This is a genomic window from Pseudoalteromonas sp. SG45-3, from assembly GCF_014164075.1.
Taxonomy (GTDB): domain Bacteria; phylum Pseudomonadota; class Gammaproteobacteria; order Enterobacterales; family Alteromonadaceae; genus Pseudoalteromonas; species Pseudoalteromonas distincta.
In genome coordinates, this window is the sequence record NZ_JACJEN010000017.1 from 92,833 (window position 1) to 110,870 (window position 18,038).

General features: G+C 40.2%; 16 protein-coding genes. 9 read left to right on the forward strand and 7 right to left on the reverse strand.

What is annotated here, in order from left to right:
- Window positions 1–29: 29 nt before the first annotated feature.
- Window positions 30–1,106 carry a YeiH family protein gene (locus tag H5126_RS16765; RefSeq protein WP_182720706.1) on the reverse strand — a complete coding sequence of 359 codons (1,077 nt, stop codon included), beginning with the start codon at window positions 1,104–1,106 and terminating at the stop codon, window positions 30–32.
- A 121-nt stretch (window positions 1,107–1,227) separates the two neighbouring features.
- Between H5126_RS16765 and H5126_RS16770 the strand changes: the two genes are divergently transcribed.
- Entirely contained in the window at window positions 1,228–2,106 is an 879-nt protein-coding gene (locus H5126_RS16770; protein WP_182720705.1) for a LysR family transcriptional regulator, read from the forward strand.
- Between the two features lie 65 nt (window positions 2,107–2,171).
- On the opposite strand, the gene H5126_RS16775 is transcribed toward H5126_RS16770, so the two are convergent.
- From H5126_RS16775 to H5126_RS16790, 4 genes are all read right to left on the reverse strand, one after another.
- Window positions 2,172–2,558, reverse strand: coding sequence for a hypothetical protein (locus tag H5126_RS16775; protein ID WP_182720704.1), 387 nt, complete (start codon window positions 2,556–2,558; stop codon window positions 2,172–2,174).
- 213 nt (window positions 2,559–2,771) lie between these two features.
- The gene (locus H5126_RS16780) at window positions 2,772–3,230 is read right to left on the reverse strand and encodes a thioredoxin family protein (RefSeq protein WP_182720703.1); all 459 of its coding nucleotides are present in this window, start codon (window positions 3,228–3,230) and stop codon (window positions 2,772–2,774) included.
- 83 nt (window positions 3,231–3,313) lie between these two features.
- Window positions 3,314–5,281, reverse strand: a complete 1,968-nt coding sequence (locus H5126_RS16785; protein WP_182720702.1) for a hypothetical protein — start codon at window positions 5,279–5,281, stop codon at window positions 3,314–3,316.
- 258 nt (window positions 5,282–5,539) lie between these two features.
- On the reverse strand, window positions 5,540–6,451 hold the full coding sequence (locus H5126_RS16790) for a LysR family transcriptional regulator (protein WP_182720701.1): 912 nt from the start codon (window positions 6,449–6,451) through the stop codon (window positions 5,540–5,542).
- Window positions 6,452–6,625: 174 nt separating this feature from the next.
- Here H5126_RS16790 and H5126_RS16795 point away from each other — a divergent pair, with 174 nt between their 5' ends.
- The 8 genes from H5126_RS16795 (at window position 6,626) to H5126_RS16830 (ending at window position 16,164) form a co-directional block, all read left to right on the forward strand.
- Window positions 6,626–7,303, forward strand: coding sequence for a glutathione S-transferase family protein (locus tag H5126_RS16795; RefSeq protein WP_182716778.1), 678 nt, complete (start codon window positions 6,626–6,628; stop codon window positions 7,301–7,303).
- A gap of 105 nt (window positions 7,304–7,408) precedes the next feature.
- Window positions 7,409–8,536, forward strand: a complete 1,128-nt coding sequence (locus H5126_RS16800) for a zinc-binding dehydrogenase (protein WP_182720700.1) — start codon at window positions 7,409–7,411, stop codon at window positions 8,534–8,536.
- A gap of 223 nt (window positions 8,537–8,759) precedes the next feature.
- On the forward strand, window positions 8,760–11,318 hold the full coding sequence (locus H5126_RS16805; protein ID WP_182720699.1) for a CotH kinase family protein: 2,559 nt from the start codon (window positions 8,760–8,762) through the stop codon (window positions 11,316–11,318).
- A 77-nt stretch (window positions 11,319–11,395) separates the two neighbouring features.
- Window positions 11,396–12,310 carry a polyphosphate polymerase domain-containing protein gene (locus H5126_RS16810; RefSeq protein WP_182695248.1) on the forward strand — a complete coding sequence of 305 codons (915 nt, stop codon included), beginning with the start codon at window positions 11,396–11,398 and terminating at the stop codon, window positions 12,308–12,310.
- Between the two features lies 1 nt (window position 12,311).
- Window positions 12,312–12,899, forward strand: a complete 588-nt coding sequence (locus H5126_RS16815; protein ID WP_182695249.1) for a DUF4956 domain-containing protein — start codon at window positions 12,312–12,314, stop codon at window positions 12,897–12,899.
- Window position 12,900: 1 nt separating this feature from the next.
- Window positions 12,901–13,995, forward strand: coding sequence for an OprO/OprP family phosphate-selective porin (locus H5126_RS16820; RefSeq protein ID WP_182720698.1), 1,095 nt, complete (start codon window positions 12,901–12,903; stop codon window positions 13,993–13,995).
- Between the two features lie 296 nt (window positions 13,996–14,291).
- Window positions 14,292–15,326, forward strand: a complete 1,035-nt coding sequence (locus tag H5126_RS16825; RefSeq protein ID WP_182720697.1) for a type IV toxin-antitoxin system AbiEi family antitoxin — start codon at window positions 14,292–14,294, stop codon at window positions 15,324–15,326.
- A complete protein-coding gene (locus H5126_RS16830) occupies window positions 15,307–16,164 on the forward strand; it encodes a nucleotidyl transferase AbiEii/AbiGii toxin family protein (protein WP_182711907.1) in 858 nt (285 codons plus the stop codon). The genes H5126_RS16825 and H5126_RS16830 overlap by 20 nt, the downstream gene beginning before the upstream one ends.
- 438 nt (window positions 16,165–16,602) lie before the next feature.
- Here the strand turns inward: H5126_RS16830 and H5126_RS16835 are convergent, their stop codons facing one another.
- Together H5126_RS16835 and H5126_RS16840 are read right to left on the reverse strand one after the other, a co-directional pair.
- Window positions 16,603–17,049 (reverse strand): hypothetical protein, encoded by a 447-nt coding sequence (locus H5126_RS16835; protein WP_138685222.1) that lies wholly within the window; start codon window positions 17,047–17,049, stop codon window positions 16,603–16,605.
- A gap of 170 nt (window positions 17,050–17,219) precedes the next feature.
- Complete coding sequence (locus tag H5126_RS16840) at window positions 17,220–17,753, reverse strand: hypothetical protein (RefSeq protein ID WP_182692310.1); 534 nt, start codon at window positions 17,751–17,753, stop codon at window positions 17,220–17,222.
- Window positions 17,754–18,038 lie beyond the last annotated feature (285 nt).

Genomic DNA, 18,038 nt, shown 5'->3' on the forward strand with positions numbered 1-18,038 from the left:
GCCGCCAATCAACTTTTACCAAGTAACGTTTAAAACAACTCAGCAATACCCACATTAATAGCGTAACCACCCAAGGTTAAAAACAAAAATAAACAGCCTGCTAATAACAGCGGTTTTATACCCGCTTGGCGAATAGCGCCAACATGTGTGCGTAAACCTAAAGCCACCATCGCAATGGTGAGTAATATATTATCAAACCAAACAACTGCGCTTGTAGCCACTTGAGGAATAATAGAGAGTGAATGCACACCACTTGCCACAATAAATAACACAGCAAACCAAGGGATTGTAATACCCGCTTTTTGCTCGCCGCCAGGCGCGTTTATATTTGCATGCTTTTTACTTTGCCAAAACGATAAGCCCACTAAAAATGGCGCAAGCATCATCACCCTTAGCATTTTTTCTATAACGGCGGTATCTGCAGCATTGGCGCTTACAGCTGTACCCGCTGCAACCACTTGCGCTACTTCATGAATGGTTGAGCCTACAAAAATACCGTAAGCGTGTTCACTCAGGCCCATGTAATCAAACATAATTGGGTAGGCAAACATGCTTAACGTGCCAAACACCACAACCGTTGCCACCGCTACCGATACTTTATGCGCCTGCGCTTTTATAACCGGCTCAGTTGCCATAACCGCAGCGGCACCACAAATAGAACTACCCGCGCCAATTAATATGGTTGTTTGTTCATCAAGCTTAAATACGCGCTTACCTAGCTGCACTGCCAAAATAAATGTGCCTAACAGCATTACAACATCGGTTAATAAGCCTTCCCAGCCTACGCCCGCTACTTGCGCAAAGGTAATTCTAAACCCAAACAACACAACCCCCGCTTTAAGCAATATACTTTTAGCGTAATCAACACCTATATCGGTTTGCGTAGCAATACGCGAAAACACACTGTTACCCACAATAATGCCAAGCACTATACCAATAGTTAAAGAGCTAAATTGCGCACTTTGCATTATGGGTAACTTACTTAATGCAACAGATGCCCCCGCCAAAACCACCACCAGCAGCATACCTAACCACCAGCGCGTATCGCCATATTGCTTAGTATTAATACCCAAAGGCTGAAACCCATTTTTAATAGCGCTAAGCATAATATTCCCTCAATTGAACAACGTTAAACTGTTGACTTCATTTTAAGAAAGCGCAAAATATAACTCCAATACATTAAAATCATGATTCGATAACTTAAAGTTATGTAATTTGAGAGGCACAATGAACTTGCATGCACTTCGGGTGTTTTATACGGTAGCAAAGCTTGGTAGTTTTTCAGGCGCAGCTGAAGCGCTTTTTATAAGCCAACCGGCTGTATCTAAAGCACTAAAAGAGCTTGAGCACCAATTAAATATTCAACTTATAGAGCGTGCATCTAAAGGCAAAAAACTTACCTTAAGCGAGGGCGGCCAAGCCTTGTATGATCATGCACGTAGCATTTTTGCCATTGAAAAAGCCGCCATAGAAGATATTAAATCACGCACAGGGCTTAAGCGTGGCACGCTCGTTATAGGCACTAGTACAACCATTGCCAGCTATTGGCTACCGCCCTACTTAGCTAAATTTTGCGCGCAGTACCCTGATATAAAAGTAGAAGTACAAGTGGCTAATACAGCGCAAATTGAGCACGCCCTACTTGAATGCACTATCGATTTAGCACTGGTTGAAGGCACACCTACCGAGCCGCATATAATAAGTAAGCACTGGCAAAACGATTTAATGAGTGTCGTTATACCCAGTAACTTTAAGCCCGCTAAAAACTTAAAAGCCTGGTTAAACAAACAGTTTTGGCTACTGCGCGAGCCGGGCTCGGGCACTTTAGAAATGTCGGTAAAGCTATTAGCACAACATGACGTACAAGCAGAGCAAAGTATGCAATTAGGCAGCAACGAAGCCATAGCAAGGGCCGTCGCTCAAGGTATGGGGGTCGCTTTATTGCCAAATGTAGTCACTGAAGATTTAGTGCAGTTAGGCAAATTAACACGCCTGAGCCAAAAAAATAACGAGCAACTTTCTCGGCCTCTTTATCAACTGCATTATAAAGACAGACCGTCTTCACATGCTGCGCAAGCGTTCGAAAAAAGCTTGTTTAGTGAATAATGTTTGATCTGAGCTGTAAGCCGAGTAAGAAAACGGTTGTGTAACATTAATCGCTTATTGTGGTGTTACCTTAATTTATTATATATAAGCCAACTAGTTGAACCCATTGAAAGTACTAATAAATGAAGAACCAATGTTTCACGATTAAATTCACTAAATAAACTGAGTAAAAAACCTGGAAGTATGCTTAAGATTAAAACTACAGGTAATTTAAATAAATTTAACTTTTGGAGTAATAAGCTAATAGGTAATCCGTAAATGAACATTAAAGGATAAAAATAAAATAAACTTCCCACCCCTATTGATACACCAAAACCAACACCTGAAATTAATGAACTCACAGAAGTATAGTTTTCGATACCCGCATAAAAATAACAAAAACCAAGTACTGGTAATGCAATTAAAGGACTAAGAATCGCAGCAATCAAATTTTTACGTAGATCCTTAGACATATTAAGACATACCACAACGAGCTTGTAGATTAATTCGTTTTTTATTTGTTTTAATTGAAATACAAACCATAGCTGAATTCCTATTTTGGCTCAGCCAAAGAGGTAAATTTTGGCCTTACACATTAAAGTACCAAGAGACTAGTTATATGAGTCCAGCAGCTACCTCATAAACCTATTTGCTAAATCGGTAAACCAAATACGAGCAAGCTGAATTTACAAACCCTGAGTTAAGTCTTGCGCTAACGTACCCGTTGGCTTTTCAATTACGCGTACCAACTCTTCGCCATTTTGTTTAACAATAAACGTTGGCGTGTATTGTAAGTCGTGAGCCTTTGCAATGCCTGCATCGTCTTGCTTGTTGTAACCCACGGCCACATAGTCAATGCTTGCAAGTTGTACTTTCGATGCATCAAGTAACTTAATGAGTTTTGGCACTTCGCGCTCACTGTCGTGGCACCAGGTGCCAAATAATACAATAAGCTCTTTGCCTTTTAGCTTTTGCATTAGGGCTATATCTTGTGCTGTTGGTGTATACGCCTTGTATTGCTCGTTAAACTTGTCGTAGTCGCTTAGCAGTGCTTGCGTACTTATCTCGCCCGAAAATGGCGCTGTAGCAGCGCAGCTTACAAGCGGCATGCTTAAAGCGCACAGTAAAATTAATTGTTTAAACATAAGGTTGCTCTTAATTTAGGTATTAATTTAGGTATTAAACGACTATACCCAATATTGAGTGTGGAGTGAACAACTCAAAACCGTTACTTTTTATCCATAAAAAAGTTAACTTGCGATAAGTTAGTTAAATATTCTCGCCTTACGTTTTTATTCTCAGCTAGCTTATCTAAATCACCAATTAGGGTAACTAGTTTATTATGAGAATGGCTGCTTGTTTTTTTAAACTCGTCTTGCTTTTCGTCACTCTCAACACGCTCTTTTTTATTCATGTTGTAGCTGTTTTCGTTTTCTTCAAGCCAAATATCGTCAATTAAACGAATGTCACTTTTGCTAATGGTTTGTTCTTGCATCGCCATTTGCAGCTCGTATTGATTGGTTTGCGGATTAAACTCAAACATTTTTGTATCAACATCAACCTCGTGAGACTGAACAAGCCCCACAAGTTCTTTATTTTTAACCGCAGTACCTACGTTATAACTCTCTTCTTTGTTGTAGTAATCAGGGCGACTGTATTGATAATCAAAGTGGCTACTTACATTTTTACTTTGCGTTACACCGCTAAGCTCCCCTAATTGGCTTTGTTCAGTCGCTTGGCTTAGCTCAATTGTACTTTTAGGTTGATAGTCGCCGTTATCCAGCGCATAAGAAAACGTGGCATCAAAATCAGCGAGCTTAGAAATCCCCGCACCCAATGTATTTGGCGCTTTATTACTAAGCCCTTGGTAACGGGTATCGTTTGTAATCATGTTATCAACCAAATCCGCAACCATAGCGCGCCCGTCATTAAATTGCTGTTCTGCAAGTGACTCCAAATTGCTATAACGCTCAGCAGCCGACGACATACTCGCAAAAGCGCCTTTAAATAATGCAAAGCCCTGCAGCATTGCTTCGTCGCCTTTGCGCCCAAATGCCGACTCTTTATCGTCTTTGGTACTGTTTACTCGGCTATCTTCTAAGCTTTGATCGAGCGACGCTAAATACTGCTGCATTTGCTGCGTGTCTTTAGCGCCAATGGTTGACATATCAAGTGCAAAATCAATGTCGTTTTGCCCACCTGCGGCTTTAAACACAAGTGCTTGCTGGTTTGATGCTTCATCAATGGAGTAACTTAAATCAAGCGTGTTCTGGGCAGTATCAAGCGCATCATTTTGCGTTGTTGAAAACGACACATTAAAACCGGCTAGCTGCTCACTACTAAAGCCCGCTAAAAAATCTAAGCTCATGTCTGTTTGATTTGGCACTATAAGAGGATTGAATGAATTTTCACTCACTTTAAAAAACTCATCGGCCATTTCACCAACACCCGCCATAACCTGCGTTAAAGCCGTATGTTCAGCCTCAGATAAATTGCCATTAACTTCGTAACTTATGCCAAAGCCATCTATCGCTTCACCTGTTTTTTCGTCATAACCTTGCGATGAGTTAAAGGTAATGTTTATAACATCGCCTTCTTTAGTTTTTACCGAGAGCTCAAACAGGTAGTTATCGTCATCCTCGTATTTTGCGCGATTAAGGCTTTCCATGTATGGATTAAGTGAGCGCTCTACACGTTGCTGGCTTGAGGCTAAAAACGTTTTTTGCTCATGCCCAAGCTGACCTAAATTCGATAAAATATCGCTGGTATTAGCATAAGCACCCCGAATATTTTTAACCGACGTATTTAATCGCTTAATTAATTGGGTACTGTTTTCGTTTTTTAATAACCCCTCATGCTGAGAGCTTATTACGGTGCGCAGGGCGAGTTCTTCATCGGAGAGTTTATAGTTAAGCATGCTGGGCGTGCTTGAAATAGTAAATAACGAGGTAAGTTGCTGCTTTAAAACGTCCTCTACCTTTTGATTACTGGCTAGTGCTTCATCAAGAGTTTCATTATTTAACTGGCTTAATAACCCATCGGTTATTTTTGGCGCGTTAGTTTGTAAATCATTAATAGCTTGAAGGTCGCTGCTGGTGTGTAGCGAAGGACTCACAGAGCTTTGGTTAGCGTTATTAACTGATTGGGCAAGTAAAGTGCTTAAATTAGCCTGGCTGCCAAGAGTACTGTTGACCATGATTATCCTTAATCGCTAAACCCTATTAAGTAATTTATCGGACGCAGCATTAAAAGCTTTAGCTTAAGGAGACGTTTTTTACCTATTATTTATACAAACAACCCATTAATAAATTAAATAAGCATAAATCTAAATCGAATAAGCGTAGGTCGGATAAGCGCAGCGCCATCCGACAATTCACCAATTCACCAATTCACCAATTCACCACTCTATTTATCTACTACCCACCTGACTATTAAGGGCTATTCTGTTCGCTCATTACTCTTCATTTGTTTCTTTTATTCTTTGTACTAAAAAGTCGACCGCCGCTTTTACCTTTGGTACTAAATAGCGCTGCTTTTGATACAACAAATAAACCGCCATAGTCGCATTTTGGCTTATCGCTAATTCATGCTCAAACTTAAGCTCTTGCAACTGGCCAGACCCAAGGTATGAGTCGAGCGCCCACCGAGTTGACATTAAAATGCCCTCGCCATTACACGCTTTTTTAGCCAGCCACGATCCGTTATTTGAAATAGCGACCGCAGGCCCAGAAACGTCGTGCCATTGCTCATCCACTTTACATAACCAAGGCGTTGGCCCCGCTGGCGTTTTAAAATAAAGACCACTGTGGCCCTTTAATTCCATAACATTAGTAGGTACACCGTATTTTTGTAAATAGCAGGGTGACGCAACAGGAATAAAGCCGTTATCCATTAGTTTTATTGCCAACACGCGTTCATTTGGCGCATAGCCACCGCGAATAGCAATATCAACATCGTCACGCCCAAGTGTCGACAGTTCATCACTTAAGCTAACATCTAATATAATTTCGGGGTATAGCGCGCTAAATTCATCAAGCAGAGGCAGTAATATTTTGTCACCAAAACTTACCATTGAGCTTATACATAATCGCCCCATTGGTGTTGTTTGATAACTGCGTACAGTTTCGTGGCTTTGCTCTAGCTGATTTAATATTTGCTGAACATCGTTATAGTAAATTTGCCCAACTTCGGTCAATTTAACTATGCGGGTCGAACGCTTTAAAAGCGTAGCCCCTAGGCTTTTTTCTAAATCAGCAACTCGCCTCGACAACGACGAAGGCGGCACATCAAAAGCTTTGGCGGCTTTGGTAAAACTGCCCGTTTCAACCACCTTAATAAAATACCGTATGGCTTTTAGTTGATCCAAGTTGCCTCTCCATTAAATAAAATGCTTTATTGTCTTAAAAACAAAAGTGATTCGCATTTTCCCCTATATATAAGCAAATTAAAACAAGTAATAATGTACTCAACCTAAAGACAGGGACTTAAATTGCATTTTTTGGCAATGAGTATCTTCACGTTAATGATGGAAAGCTGACTTATGATTACTTTGCACGGTTTTGCTGCTAGCAACTATTACAACCTAGTTAAACATGTACTTTTACACAAACAACTGCCATTTAAAGAACACCTTGTTTACGGCGGTAGCGAAGAGTTATTAGCAACCAGCCCTGCAGGCAAAGTGCCTGCAATCACAACAGCTAGCGGCCTTAATATTTCTGAGTCGAGTGTTATTTGCGACTTTATAGAAGAGTCGTACCCACAAACCCCGCTATACCCTGAAGATGCAGGTGAGCGCGCAGTTGTACGTCAAATTATGAAAATGGCAGAGCTTTATTTTGAACTGCCGAGCAGACGGTTCATCCCTTATGTATTTTCAGGCGCTGAAGTAACCGACACAACTAAAGGCGAAGTACGCCAAGTATTAACGCGTGGCGTAACCGCTTTGAGTAGCGTGTGTAAGTTTTCACCTTGGATTGCAGGCGAGCAATTTACAATGGCAGACATTTACGTTTATTACGTAAACACCATTGTTAGCGCCTTTGGCTCAAGCCAGCTTGATTGGGATGTACTTGCACAAGTACCCGGCATGAAAGAGTGGAACGAATCAATGAGCCAATTAGCTATTACCCAAAGCATAGAGGCCGATCGGCAATCAAATATGGCTGAATTTATGCAAAAAGTGAAAGCGCAAATTCAAGCAGCCAACGCTAAATAACGCGTAGCTACAAAAGTATCTATTCTAATTTTTAATTACTAAGACAGATCGCCAATACAATAATGCTATTGGCTTAACAAATTTAATTCTTTGCAGGAGACACCTATGACAGATAAAAATATCCAACTTACTTCAACTATCAGCGAAGACAATAAACTTACACTTGCCTTAAAAAACATCGAGATGCCAAAGCCAAATGCCGATGAAGTGGTTATTCGTATTGAAGCTGCACCATTAAACCCATCAGACTTAGGCGTTTTATTCAGCGCAGCTGATATGTCTACTGCAAAGCAATCGGGTACTGATGAAAATCCAGTAATTACTGCCGATGTTCCAGCTCAATTTATGCCATCACTTAAAACTCGTGTTGGAAAAGCAACCCCTGTAGGTAATGAAGGCGCAGGCACCGTAGTGGCAGCAGGCTCATCACCAGCCGCACAAGCATTAATGGGTAAAACCGTTGCAGTAATTGGCGGCGGTACGTATCGTCAATTTATATGTGCCAATGTACAAAGTTGCCTAGAGCTAAAAGAAGGGACTACTGCTAAAGAAGGTGCATCATCTTTTGTTAACCCACTTACCGCACTAGCAATGGTAGAAACCATGCGCGCTGAAGGCCATAAAGCTATTATTCACGCCGCAGCGGCCTCTAACCTTGGCCAAATGCTAAACCGTATTTGTATTGCCGATGGCGTTGATTTAATTAATATTGTTCGCAAACCAGAACAAGAAAAATTACTGCGCGATATGGGTGCAAAATATATTGTTAACTCAAGCAGCGACACTTTTCTTGCTGACCTAACAGCTGCAATAATCGAAACCGGTGCAACTATAGCGTTCGACCCTATTGGTGGCGGCCAACTAACAAGTGACATTCTTAACTGTATGGAAGTTGCAGCTGCGCGCGATATGAAAGAGCACACAATTTATGGCTCTGATACATTTAAACAAGTGTACATTTATGGCGCACTAGACCGCGGCCCTATTACATTAAACCGTAACTTTGGCTTTGCTTGGGCTGTAAACGGGTTCTTGTTATTTAATGCTTTAGGTAAATTAGGCACAGATACAGTAATGAAAATGCGCAAACGCGTTGCTGATGAAATCACCACTACATTTGCGAGTAACTACACGCACGAAGTGTCATTAGCTGAGGTATTACATTTACAGTCAATCGCGGCTTATTCTAAACAAGCCACCGGCGAAAAGTACTTAATTAAACCTCAAGCTTAATTAAATATTCTTCGTTAAAAATTAAAAAGCAGATGCTAATTAGATATCTGCTTTTTTACGTTTAAATATAAGCACTCTACTATTGCTAGGTTTGCAGTTAACGCGTCCTTAAAAGCCTGTCATAAAACCATCACAAAAACGTAATTTACTGAATGTTTACACATTGTTTGCACCTTTTATTCTTATAGTTTATCCACTTTAATAAAATAATAAGCGTGCCTACATGAATATAAAACCTTTTATATTTTATTCAGTTATTGCCTCTACTACATTATTGTATGGCTGCGGCGGTGCTGAGCAAACTACCGACACTAGCACAGAGCAAAGTACTGATTCATCATCAACAATCACGTCAACTGGCTTAGTTATAAATGAAATTGTCGCAAGCCCAAGTGATACCTCCTACGATTGGATTGAGCTATATGCCACTGAGGATATAGCCGATTTGTCGGTATTTTCACTTGTTGATGATAACGCCAACAGAGACCCTCAAGCATTACCCGCAGTAGCGCTTTCGCAAGGAGAGTTTATTGTTATTCAAGCCATAGATGAAACCGACACACCGCCCGATAATGGTTATTACGTTACCTTTAAACTAGGTAGCGACGACGCTGTTACGCTTTATGAAAATAGCACTGCGGTGTCTGTACTTGATTGGGAAGAAGGCGAAGCCGCTGAAGGTTTTAGCTACGGCTTATACACCGACGGCACCGGCACCGCGCAAACATTAACACCAACACAGGGCGCAGCTAACCAAACAGCCGACACCTCAACACTTGTTACCACGCTAATTGCTGAAGATGCCCCACTGCGTATAAACGAAGTAGTAGCAAAAGACAGCAGCGGCTCCGAGGACTGGATAGAGCTTTATGTAACAAGCAGTAGCGATGTTTATTTAGCTGACTACACACTAAGTGATGACAATAACGAGCAATTTGCCCTACCCGACATTACTTTAGCGCCCGGTGAGTTTTATCGTATTTACGCCAGCACCGATGATTTAGGCGACCTCCCAAGCGTAGCGTTTAAATTAGGCTCAAGCGATACCGTAAGCCTTTACAGTAACAATGTAATTATAGAGCAGTTATCGTGGAAAAAAGGCCAAGCCTTGAGTGGTTACAGCTATGGCCGCTACCCAGATGGCAGCGATGCAACAGCGGTATTAACTCCAACAGAGCTTAGTCAAAATAGCAAAGCAACTCACGGACCACTCGTTATTAACGAAGTGGTGGCAAGCGCTGCAGACGATGGCAACGACTGGTTTGAGCTATACAATAACAGCGAAAATACTATTAACTTAGCCAACTACCAAGTTATTGATGAAAGCGACGACATAGACCCAGTAACCCTGCCCGACATAGATTTATACGCAGGCCAATACATTACTATTTATGCCACCGATGAAGATCCAGGTACTTACTACGTACCCTTTAAACTAGGTAAAGAAGACGAGTTAAGCTTAATACTCAACGATGAAGTAATTGACTACATTGATTGGGACGAAAGCGATGTAGCCACAGGCTTTAGTTACGGCCTAAGTAACAGCACCGACTTTACTCATGCGTTTTTAACCCCTACTCCAGGTAGCGAGAATACCGTTGCAACCGCATTTACACCCACAGCTGTTAATACGCTTTCTATTACAATTACCGACGAAAACTGGCAAGACATTCTAGATAACCCACTTGATGAGGAATATCACGAAACTGCTATTACTTTTAACGGTGTAACACTCGATAGCGTGGCTATTCGCACTAAAGGCGGCTCAAGCTTAAGCAGTGTTGCCAACTCTAGCAGTGACCGATACAGCTTTAAGGTCGACATTAACGAATACGTGTCGGGCCAAAAGTTTTTTGGGCTAAAAAAATTCACACTGCAAAACTCGTTTAACGACCCGTCGTACATGCGTGAAGTAATTGCCTACGACCTAATGGATGAAATAGGCGTACCAACGCCTGAGCATGCTTACGTTAACTTTTATGTAAACGGCGAACTATTTGGTTTGTACTTAATGGTAGAAGCCATAGATGGAGAATTTGTAGAAAAACACTTTGCCAACAGTAACGGCGATTTATACAAGCCTGATGGCACAGGCAGCGATTTATTATGGCTAGGTGACGACATACAAAGCTACACCGACATAAACTTACAAACCAACGAAGACACCACCGATAACGGCGCATTTATTAACTTTGTAGAATCGCTCGATGACGGCGAAACCAGCGCCATAGAGGTAGATACACTTTTACGATATATGTCGGTTAGCACTTCGCTTTCTAATTTAGATAGCTACCACGGTACGCTTGCTCATAACTATTATATTTACGATGACGATGGCGTATTTAGCATTTTGCCATGGGATTTTAACGAGTCATTTGGCACCTTTAACATGAATTGTAATGGTGTAGATGTAAGAGAGCTCTACATTGATGAGCCAGTAAGCGGCGCATTAAATGAGCGCCCGTTAATTGCTAATGTATTTGCCGAGCAAAGCAACCTTGATGTGTACCACAGTTACTTAACGCAACTTATTAATGGTTCACTTTCAAGCGACACATTTAGTGCCCGCGTAAATGAAATAGCCGACTTAATCCGTGAGCACGTACAAAACGACCCCACTAGTTTTTACGGCTCAGATTACTTTGAGCAAAACCTAACCTCTACTACGGGGCAGTTTTACGGTTTAACGTCGTTTATGCAGTACCGCGTAGCAAATATGACCGCGCAGCTTGATGGCACATTGCCTTCAGCCGGCGACGGCAGCGGCTTTTGCTCTAGATAAACAACCCATCCTTCATGCAGTGCCAGCACGCTGGCACTGCACTCTGTAACTTTGCAATTTAATAATCTGAGAAAATTATGACAATTCAAGCACGTTTAAAGGATGAATTTTTTGAAAAGGACGCTTCAATTGCACCTGTAGCAATTACTGCAATAAACACTAAAAATAAGCAGGCCCAACCTGAAAAGCCAACCGCTGATAGCCCATTATCAACATTAATTAACGAGCTACTCACCCCGTTTGAAGGCTACGGATTAAAAGATCTTAATAACGCCAACTTAATGAACCGTGTAGACAGCAAGTTTATGCTGCCACTGTCTTTTTTACCTGAGCTACTAACTCACTTACATGGCCAATACCGTGTGCTTGATATACAAGGTAAGCGTTTATTTTCTTACTATAATCAGTACTTTGATACGCCCGAGCTTGATTTATACAAAGCCCACCATAACGGTAAGCTTAATCGATACAAAGTGCGCCAAAGACGCTACGTTGATACCGCCACCGAATACCTAGAAGTAAAACTAAAAAACAATCAAAGCCGTACGGTTAAAACACGTATCAAGCTCGAAAAAAACAACGAGCAAGCTCATTGTACTGCGTTTATGAAAGAACAAATGAAAAACAGCTTTGCACATTTAAACGTAACCCAACAAAGCGGCTATAACCGAATAGCCTTAGCCAACGAAGAAAAAGCCGAACGCTTAACGCTTGATTTTAACCTGTGGTACAACACCCCAAAAGGCGATAACAAAATAACCCTACCGGGCTTTTTTATTGCCGAACTTAAGCAACGCAAAAAAACAAAACACTCGCCATTTTATAAGCTGATGAGCAAACACCACATATTCCCTGCCTCGTTTAGTAAATACTGCATTGGCTGTGCTTTGCTCTACCCCGAGCGCTTAAAAGTAAACCGCTTTAAACCCGTTTTAGCCCGTTTAAAACACCTTAACCGCACTAACCCGCTTTTACCTTTAGAGAATAATTAAAATGACAAAATTAGATCTTATTTTTCTTTCCCGTTTTTTAGTAAACATCCTATCGCTGGCTGTACTTTGCTATGGCTGTTACTTTCGCATAAGTAAAAATGCAGTGGTGGCAGGCTCGTTTATTTTATTTGGCGTAGGCGTTTTTATTATTACCTTTTTGCTGCATGGCGTTGATATGTCAATGGAATTTGCATTTGGTCTATTTGCCGTATTTACCATGCTAAGGTACCGCACTGAGTCTATTTCGATTAAAGAAATGACTTACTTATTCCTTGTTACTGCTATTGCTTTACTTACCTCTGTAGGGCAAATGAGCTTAATTGAGCTAAGTATTCTTAACGGCATAATTTGCTTAATTGCCTTTGTAATTGACTCAAGCATATTTGTAAAACGCTACGAAGTACAAAGCGTTTGCTACGAGCGCATAGAAAACATAACCCCGCAAAACCAAGCCACACTCATCAACGATTTAAAACTGCGCACAGGCCTAAACGTAGTTGCTGTAGACATAGAGCACATCGACTTTTTAAAAGATGTAGCCCAACTAAAAGTGAGCTACTTAGCCGAAAAAAAAACAAAGGTAGCCTAACATGACCTCTAAACTAACTATTTCTACCGTGGCGCTTTCAACACTTTGTTGTTTTGTTAGTAACGCAAGCTTTGCCAAAATTAACGATGATATAGACCTAAGCGGCTATATCATGCTCGACTACAACAAGTTTGATACCTCATTATTAGAGGAGCAATACGACAGCAGCAGCTCAGAAAGTACCTCAGAAATACGCCGCGCTCGCCTAAGTTTTAAATCAGACATAAGCAAAGACTGGAAAAGTAAATTTCAGCTTGGCTTTGCCGATGGCGAAACCGAAATAAAAGACGCCTACCTAGAATACTCAGGCTGGAAATATGCTGATTTAACCATAGGCCAGCAAAAAGAAGGTTTTGGCCTAGAAAAACTAACCAGCTCTCGTAATTTATTAATGCTTGAACGCAGCATGATAAGCGAAGCGTTTTCGCCAGGGCGAAGTTTAGGTATTAGCCTTTCAGGAGAGATAGCCTCAGTAAATTGGCAACTTGGTTATTATCAGCCCGACGAAGACGAAGCAACATCAGCTATTACAGGGCGGGTAGCCTGGGTGCCATGGCAGCAAGATACCAACCTATTACACTTAGGCGTCGCATTTAGTGAGAGGCAGTACGACGGTAACGAATTTAGAGTAAATGAGCCACTTGAAGTTTATACCTCCGACTCATTAATAGAAGGCGATAAAATTAATGCCGATAACCTCTCGCAGCAAGGTATAGAGCTGTTATGGCTTAAAGACAGATTGACCATGATGGCCGAGTGGCAACAAGCACAAGTAACCAGTATTGAAGAGTCAACCAATGATTACGAAGGCGGCTATTTGCAATTTGGTTATCAGCTGTCGGGCGGATACCGCAAGTATAAAAATGCAAAACTAGGCGCAAGCTCAGAGCCAGGCTGGGAGCTCACTGGCCGCTATAGCTTACTTAAGCTCAAGCAAGAAAACCAAGACGCAAAAACCTACGCACTTGGTGTTAACTACACCGTAAACAAAAACATAAAGTTTATGGCCGACTACATTAAAGCCGACTACTTTGAAGCGGGTGGTACTATCACATCGGGCAATGCAATCTCATTAAGGCTGCAATATTCGTTTTAATGCGCTTGGTGTTTAGTCGTTTAGCCTAAAACTATAAAGCCCCTGTGTTAAACGTTACGTTTAACACAGGGCTATTTTAATAGAGCTGTTATAAACTCTCTAAAGGTAACTTATCAGGCTGGTACTTATCCCACTAATTACAGTAAGGCAATTTAAGCTTGTGAGCTTGCCACCCCTCGTTCATTAATGGTGACCGTTCAATAAAAATGAACAACTTAAATTAGTGAACAAAACTTGACTGGCGTTCAATTTATATTTATGTTCATAAACAATGAACAGTTAAATTTAGTGAACAAATGATGGACCACGAGATAATACAGGCAGCTATTGAGAAATTAAACTTGCAGACGAGTTTAGGCGCAGAGTATAAAGCTTTTAAAAAAGAGTGTACTGAAGGCGAACTCGCTTTGCCTAATGTTAAAAGCAATTTAATTATTAAATGCAAAAAGCACCTAAATATAACCACCTTACAAAAGTATATTGCTGAATTAAAAATAAAAAATCAGATAACCAATGCCCTATTAATTACTGAGTACATCAACCCTAATCAAGCAGCTCTATTAAAGGAGCAAAATACATCCTTTATAGACCGAGTTGGTAACACGTATATTAATTGCTCCCCAATTTATATTGATATTCAGGGAAATAAGCCCGAAAAAGCCCACAATGAAATAGCCTTAGCCAAACAATTAGGTAAGGCATTTCAACCCAAGGGTATGAAAGTAGTATTTATGTTTTTAGTGCAACCGGAGCTGGTAAATAAACCCATGCGCACAATTGCAAAGATGGCCGAGGTTGCACTGGGAACGGTTAAACAAGTAATTGACGATTTAATATATCAAGAGTTTATAGTTCAAAAAGACCCACACACTAAAACAATCAACAATTCAAAAGCTTTACTAGAGAAGTGGTTAAACGCTTATCCTGTAACTGTTGAAGCTAAATTAAAACAAGAAATCTTCACTACTGATAACACGGAGCTACTACAAAAACTTGAACTAAATAATGTAAATGCCATATGGGGAGGCGAATATGCTGTTCAACAATATGATGATTATTTAAATACAAAAAATTATCTAATTTACGTAAGCCCTGAACATAAAAAAGTCATTTTAAAAACTGCACGATTACGAAAAGTAAAAGCAGAAGATAATATAAACGATGCAGTAACAAAAGTAGTTTTAGTGGAGCCATTTTTAGCTATAGAAAAACTTGTTGGGCCAAAGACTCATTTAGCACACCCGTATTTAATTTATGCTAATTTATTAGCTAGTAGAGACACAAGAAACATAGATGCTGCAACGAGGTTTTATGAAAAGCACATCGCTTAATGTTGTTGGTAAATTACCACGAGGGTTAGTTGGCCTTTATCAAAAAATAAACGCCCATACTGAAGCATTAGGGATCCCTTACCTAGTCATAGGTGCTACCGCCAGAGACATTATACTCCACCATGGCTACGGTGCTGCAATTGAGCGAGGTACAAGAGATATTGATTTTGGTATACAAGTCCAAAACTGGGACCAGTTTGAACAGTTAAAGGAGCATCTGCTAAAAAATGGTTTTACCCCTGATCAAACAAAAGTACACCAGCTAGTAACTACCGTTCCTAACGGTGAGCGCTGGGAGATTGATATTATTCCATTTGGAAATATTGCTGGTGATGGTAACTCTATTACTTGGCCGCCACAGCACGATATTGGAATGTCAGTAACAGGCTTTAACGAAGCATTTAAACATGCCCTAGACGTAGAAATTGCCAATAACCCCAATCTTAATATTAAAGTTGCATCGCCTGCTGGGATGCTATTGTTGAAGTTAATTTCATGGCTAGAAAGGGAGCATAGCGTTAGACGTAAAGACGCAATGGATATTTTTTATCTCACTAGGCACTACTCAAAAATACCTGATATCGCAGATTCACTTTATGAGGATGACTTTATGGACGCTCAAAACTATGATGAACATAAAGCGAGCACAATGAAACTAGCCACTGATGCTTGCAGCATCGCTAACGAAGAAGTTCTTTCATTCATTAATGAAAAATTGTTCAATATTGAGTCCAAAGTAGACAATTTAGTACTAGATATAAGCAGAGCAGTTCAAATTGAATATAGTGATGCTGAAGAGCTTTTAAGTATTATTTCTGAGCAGCTAAATACTGCTTAACTGTTTCAATAGCTCCTTTGTTTTATATATAAAGTAATCGCTATTGAAACCGCCGGATGCAATTTTCTTATTCCCATAAGTTACTAAAACAGCTTTGCTTATATGTTCTTTCTCATTCAAGCTTGGAACAGGGCTTTATATAAGGCGAGGCTTTAATAAGTGAATTTCCAATATAAATTTGGAATATTCCCCATTCAATGCTGGAATTAAGCTAATTTCTCAATTAACGCTGGCATGGATCACCCATGTGTTGCTCAGCATTCAAGTAAATTTAAGGTTTAGGGATATAGTTAATTTGATAGGCGTACTCTGGCAAACTTCGCTAGTGCGACATCAGCAGGCACTGGCAAACCTTGATGTATGAAGTCAAAATTTGACTCTTTTGACCCAAAAATTGTTGGCTAAAATAGGCGACGCAGGAGCAAAAGCCCACTGTTTTTAGTCCTTATTGATTTTCTTGTTAGTTGAGCTTTTTAACAAATCGAATTTCGTAATGATATAAATAGGTTCTTTTTTATATTCGACTTTATAAAGATATTGATTTTTAAGAAAATTAGTTTTCTCTTTTATTAAGCTAATTTGCTCCCATGGTATAAAAAAACTCTTGGGAAATAGTAGAATCAGCATCCGTTTTTGGCTTATAAATACCCCTTGCTCAAATGATTTGATATTTAGCCAAGTCCTATATTCACTGTTTTTCTCACGAGAAATATCTGCAATATTTGTCAGGTACATACTGCGTGATTTAAAAATAGATGAATCCGAAATGCTTAAATCCGTTTTATATTCTCTAGCTAGTTTAGGATAATACCCAATAGTGCTTTGGATATAATTCACTAAAACATAGAACAATAAAAATGGAATTAAGCCTATAACAAAGTCCACTTTTAAATACTCCGAAAACTTGTTCCGTGCTGCTGACTAGGTTGAAGCCAACTAACACCCCGCTTAGGGGCAATAACACGTGGGCTAAAATTTGGAGCGAAGCGACTGAGTCCACGTATTACTGTCCCAGGGAGCTTGCGACCGACTTAATGTGATTTTTCAACGTTTAATTACCAATCAGCTGCATACTGTTTATTTGCTTTAAAAGCCTCGACTTCTAAAGGTGCTTTGTCATAACCAAATTCAGCTATGTCAGAGAAGTGCTGAGTTATCACTTGGTCAAGACTAGATCTTTCGATTTGTAGCACATGAACCAATTCATGAGCCAATTTTGGCCTATTGAGCTCATATCCATTACGAACATAAATAGAATACCCGAAAGCCTGAGCGTTATTGGTAATACCTTCACCAATAAAACCTAGTGCTTCACCTAGTGTTTTTAGAGCGAAGTTTTCGAATGGAAAGGGTACTTCTTCAACATGTACAATCCTGACTTTCTCTGGTTTTTGAATTCCTATATCAGCTGCCAAAGCTAATTCTCGTGAATTTAGCGGAATTCCTGACTCCGAGCCTTTTCTTTCAGTTTCATAAGCCCAGTCAACATACTGTGGTATCAATATGTCTGAGATGATTTTCTGGTATGACAGTGCTGCACCAATAATTAAAGCAAATAATATTATCACTGTAAGTTTGAAAAATTTCATTCAATTCAAATCCCTTTAAAAATTCCTACTAACTTGCAAAACAACATAACGCCGCGTTAAGTAGTGAGCGACGCCTACGTCTAACCTAAACCATTACACCGTAAACACAAAACTCATTTGAACCAAGAATGCCATGCGTTGCGAATCTGCCTTAAACGCTTTGTATGGATAATAAACCCATAAATTAATTAATATTTATACCAGGTTCGGGTAATGTGAGACCCAGGCTTTAGCAGCAACTAAAGCTTTCCTTGTCGTAGTTCGATTAAGCGATGGCTCCTCTAT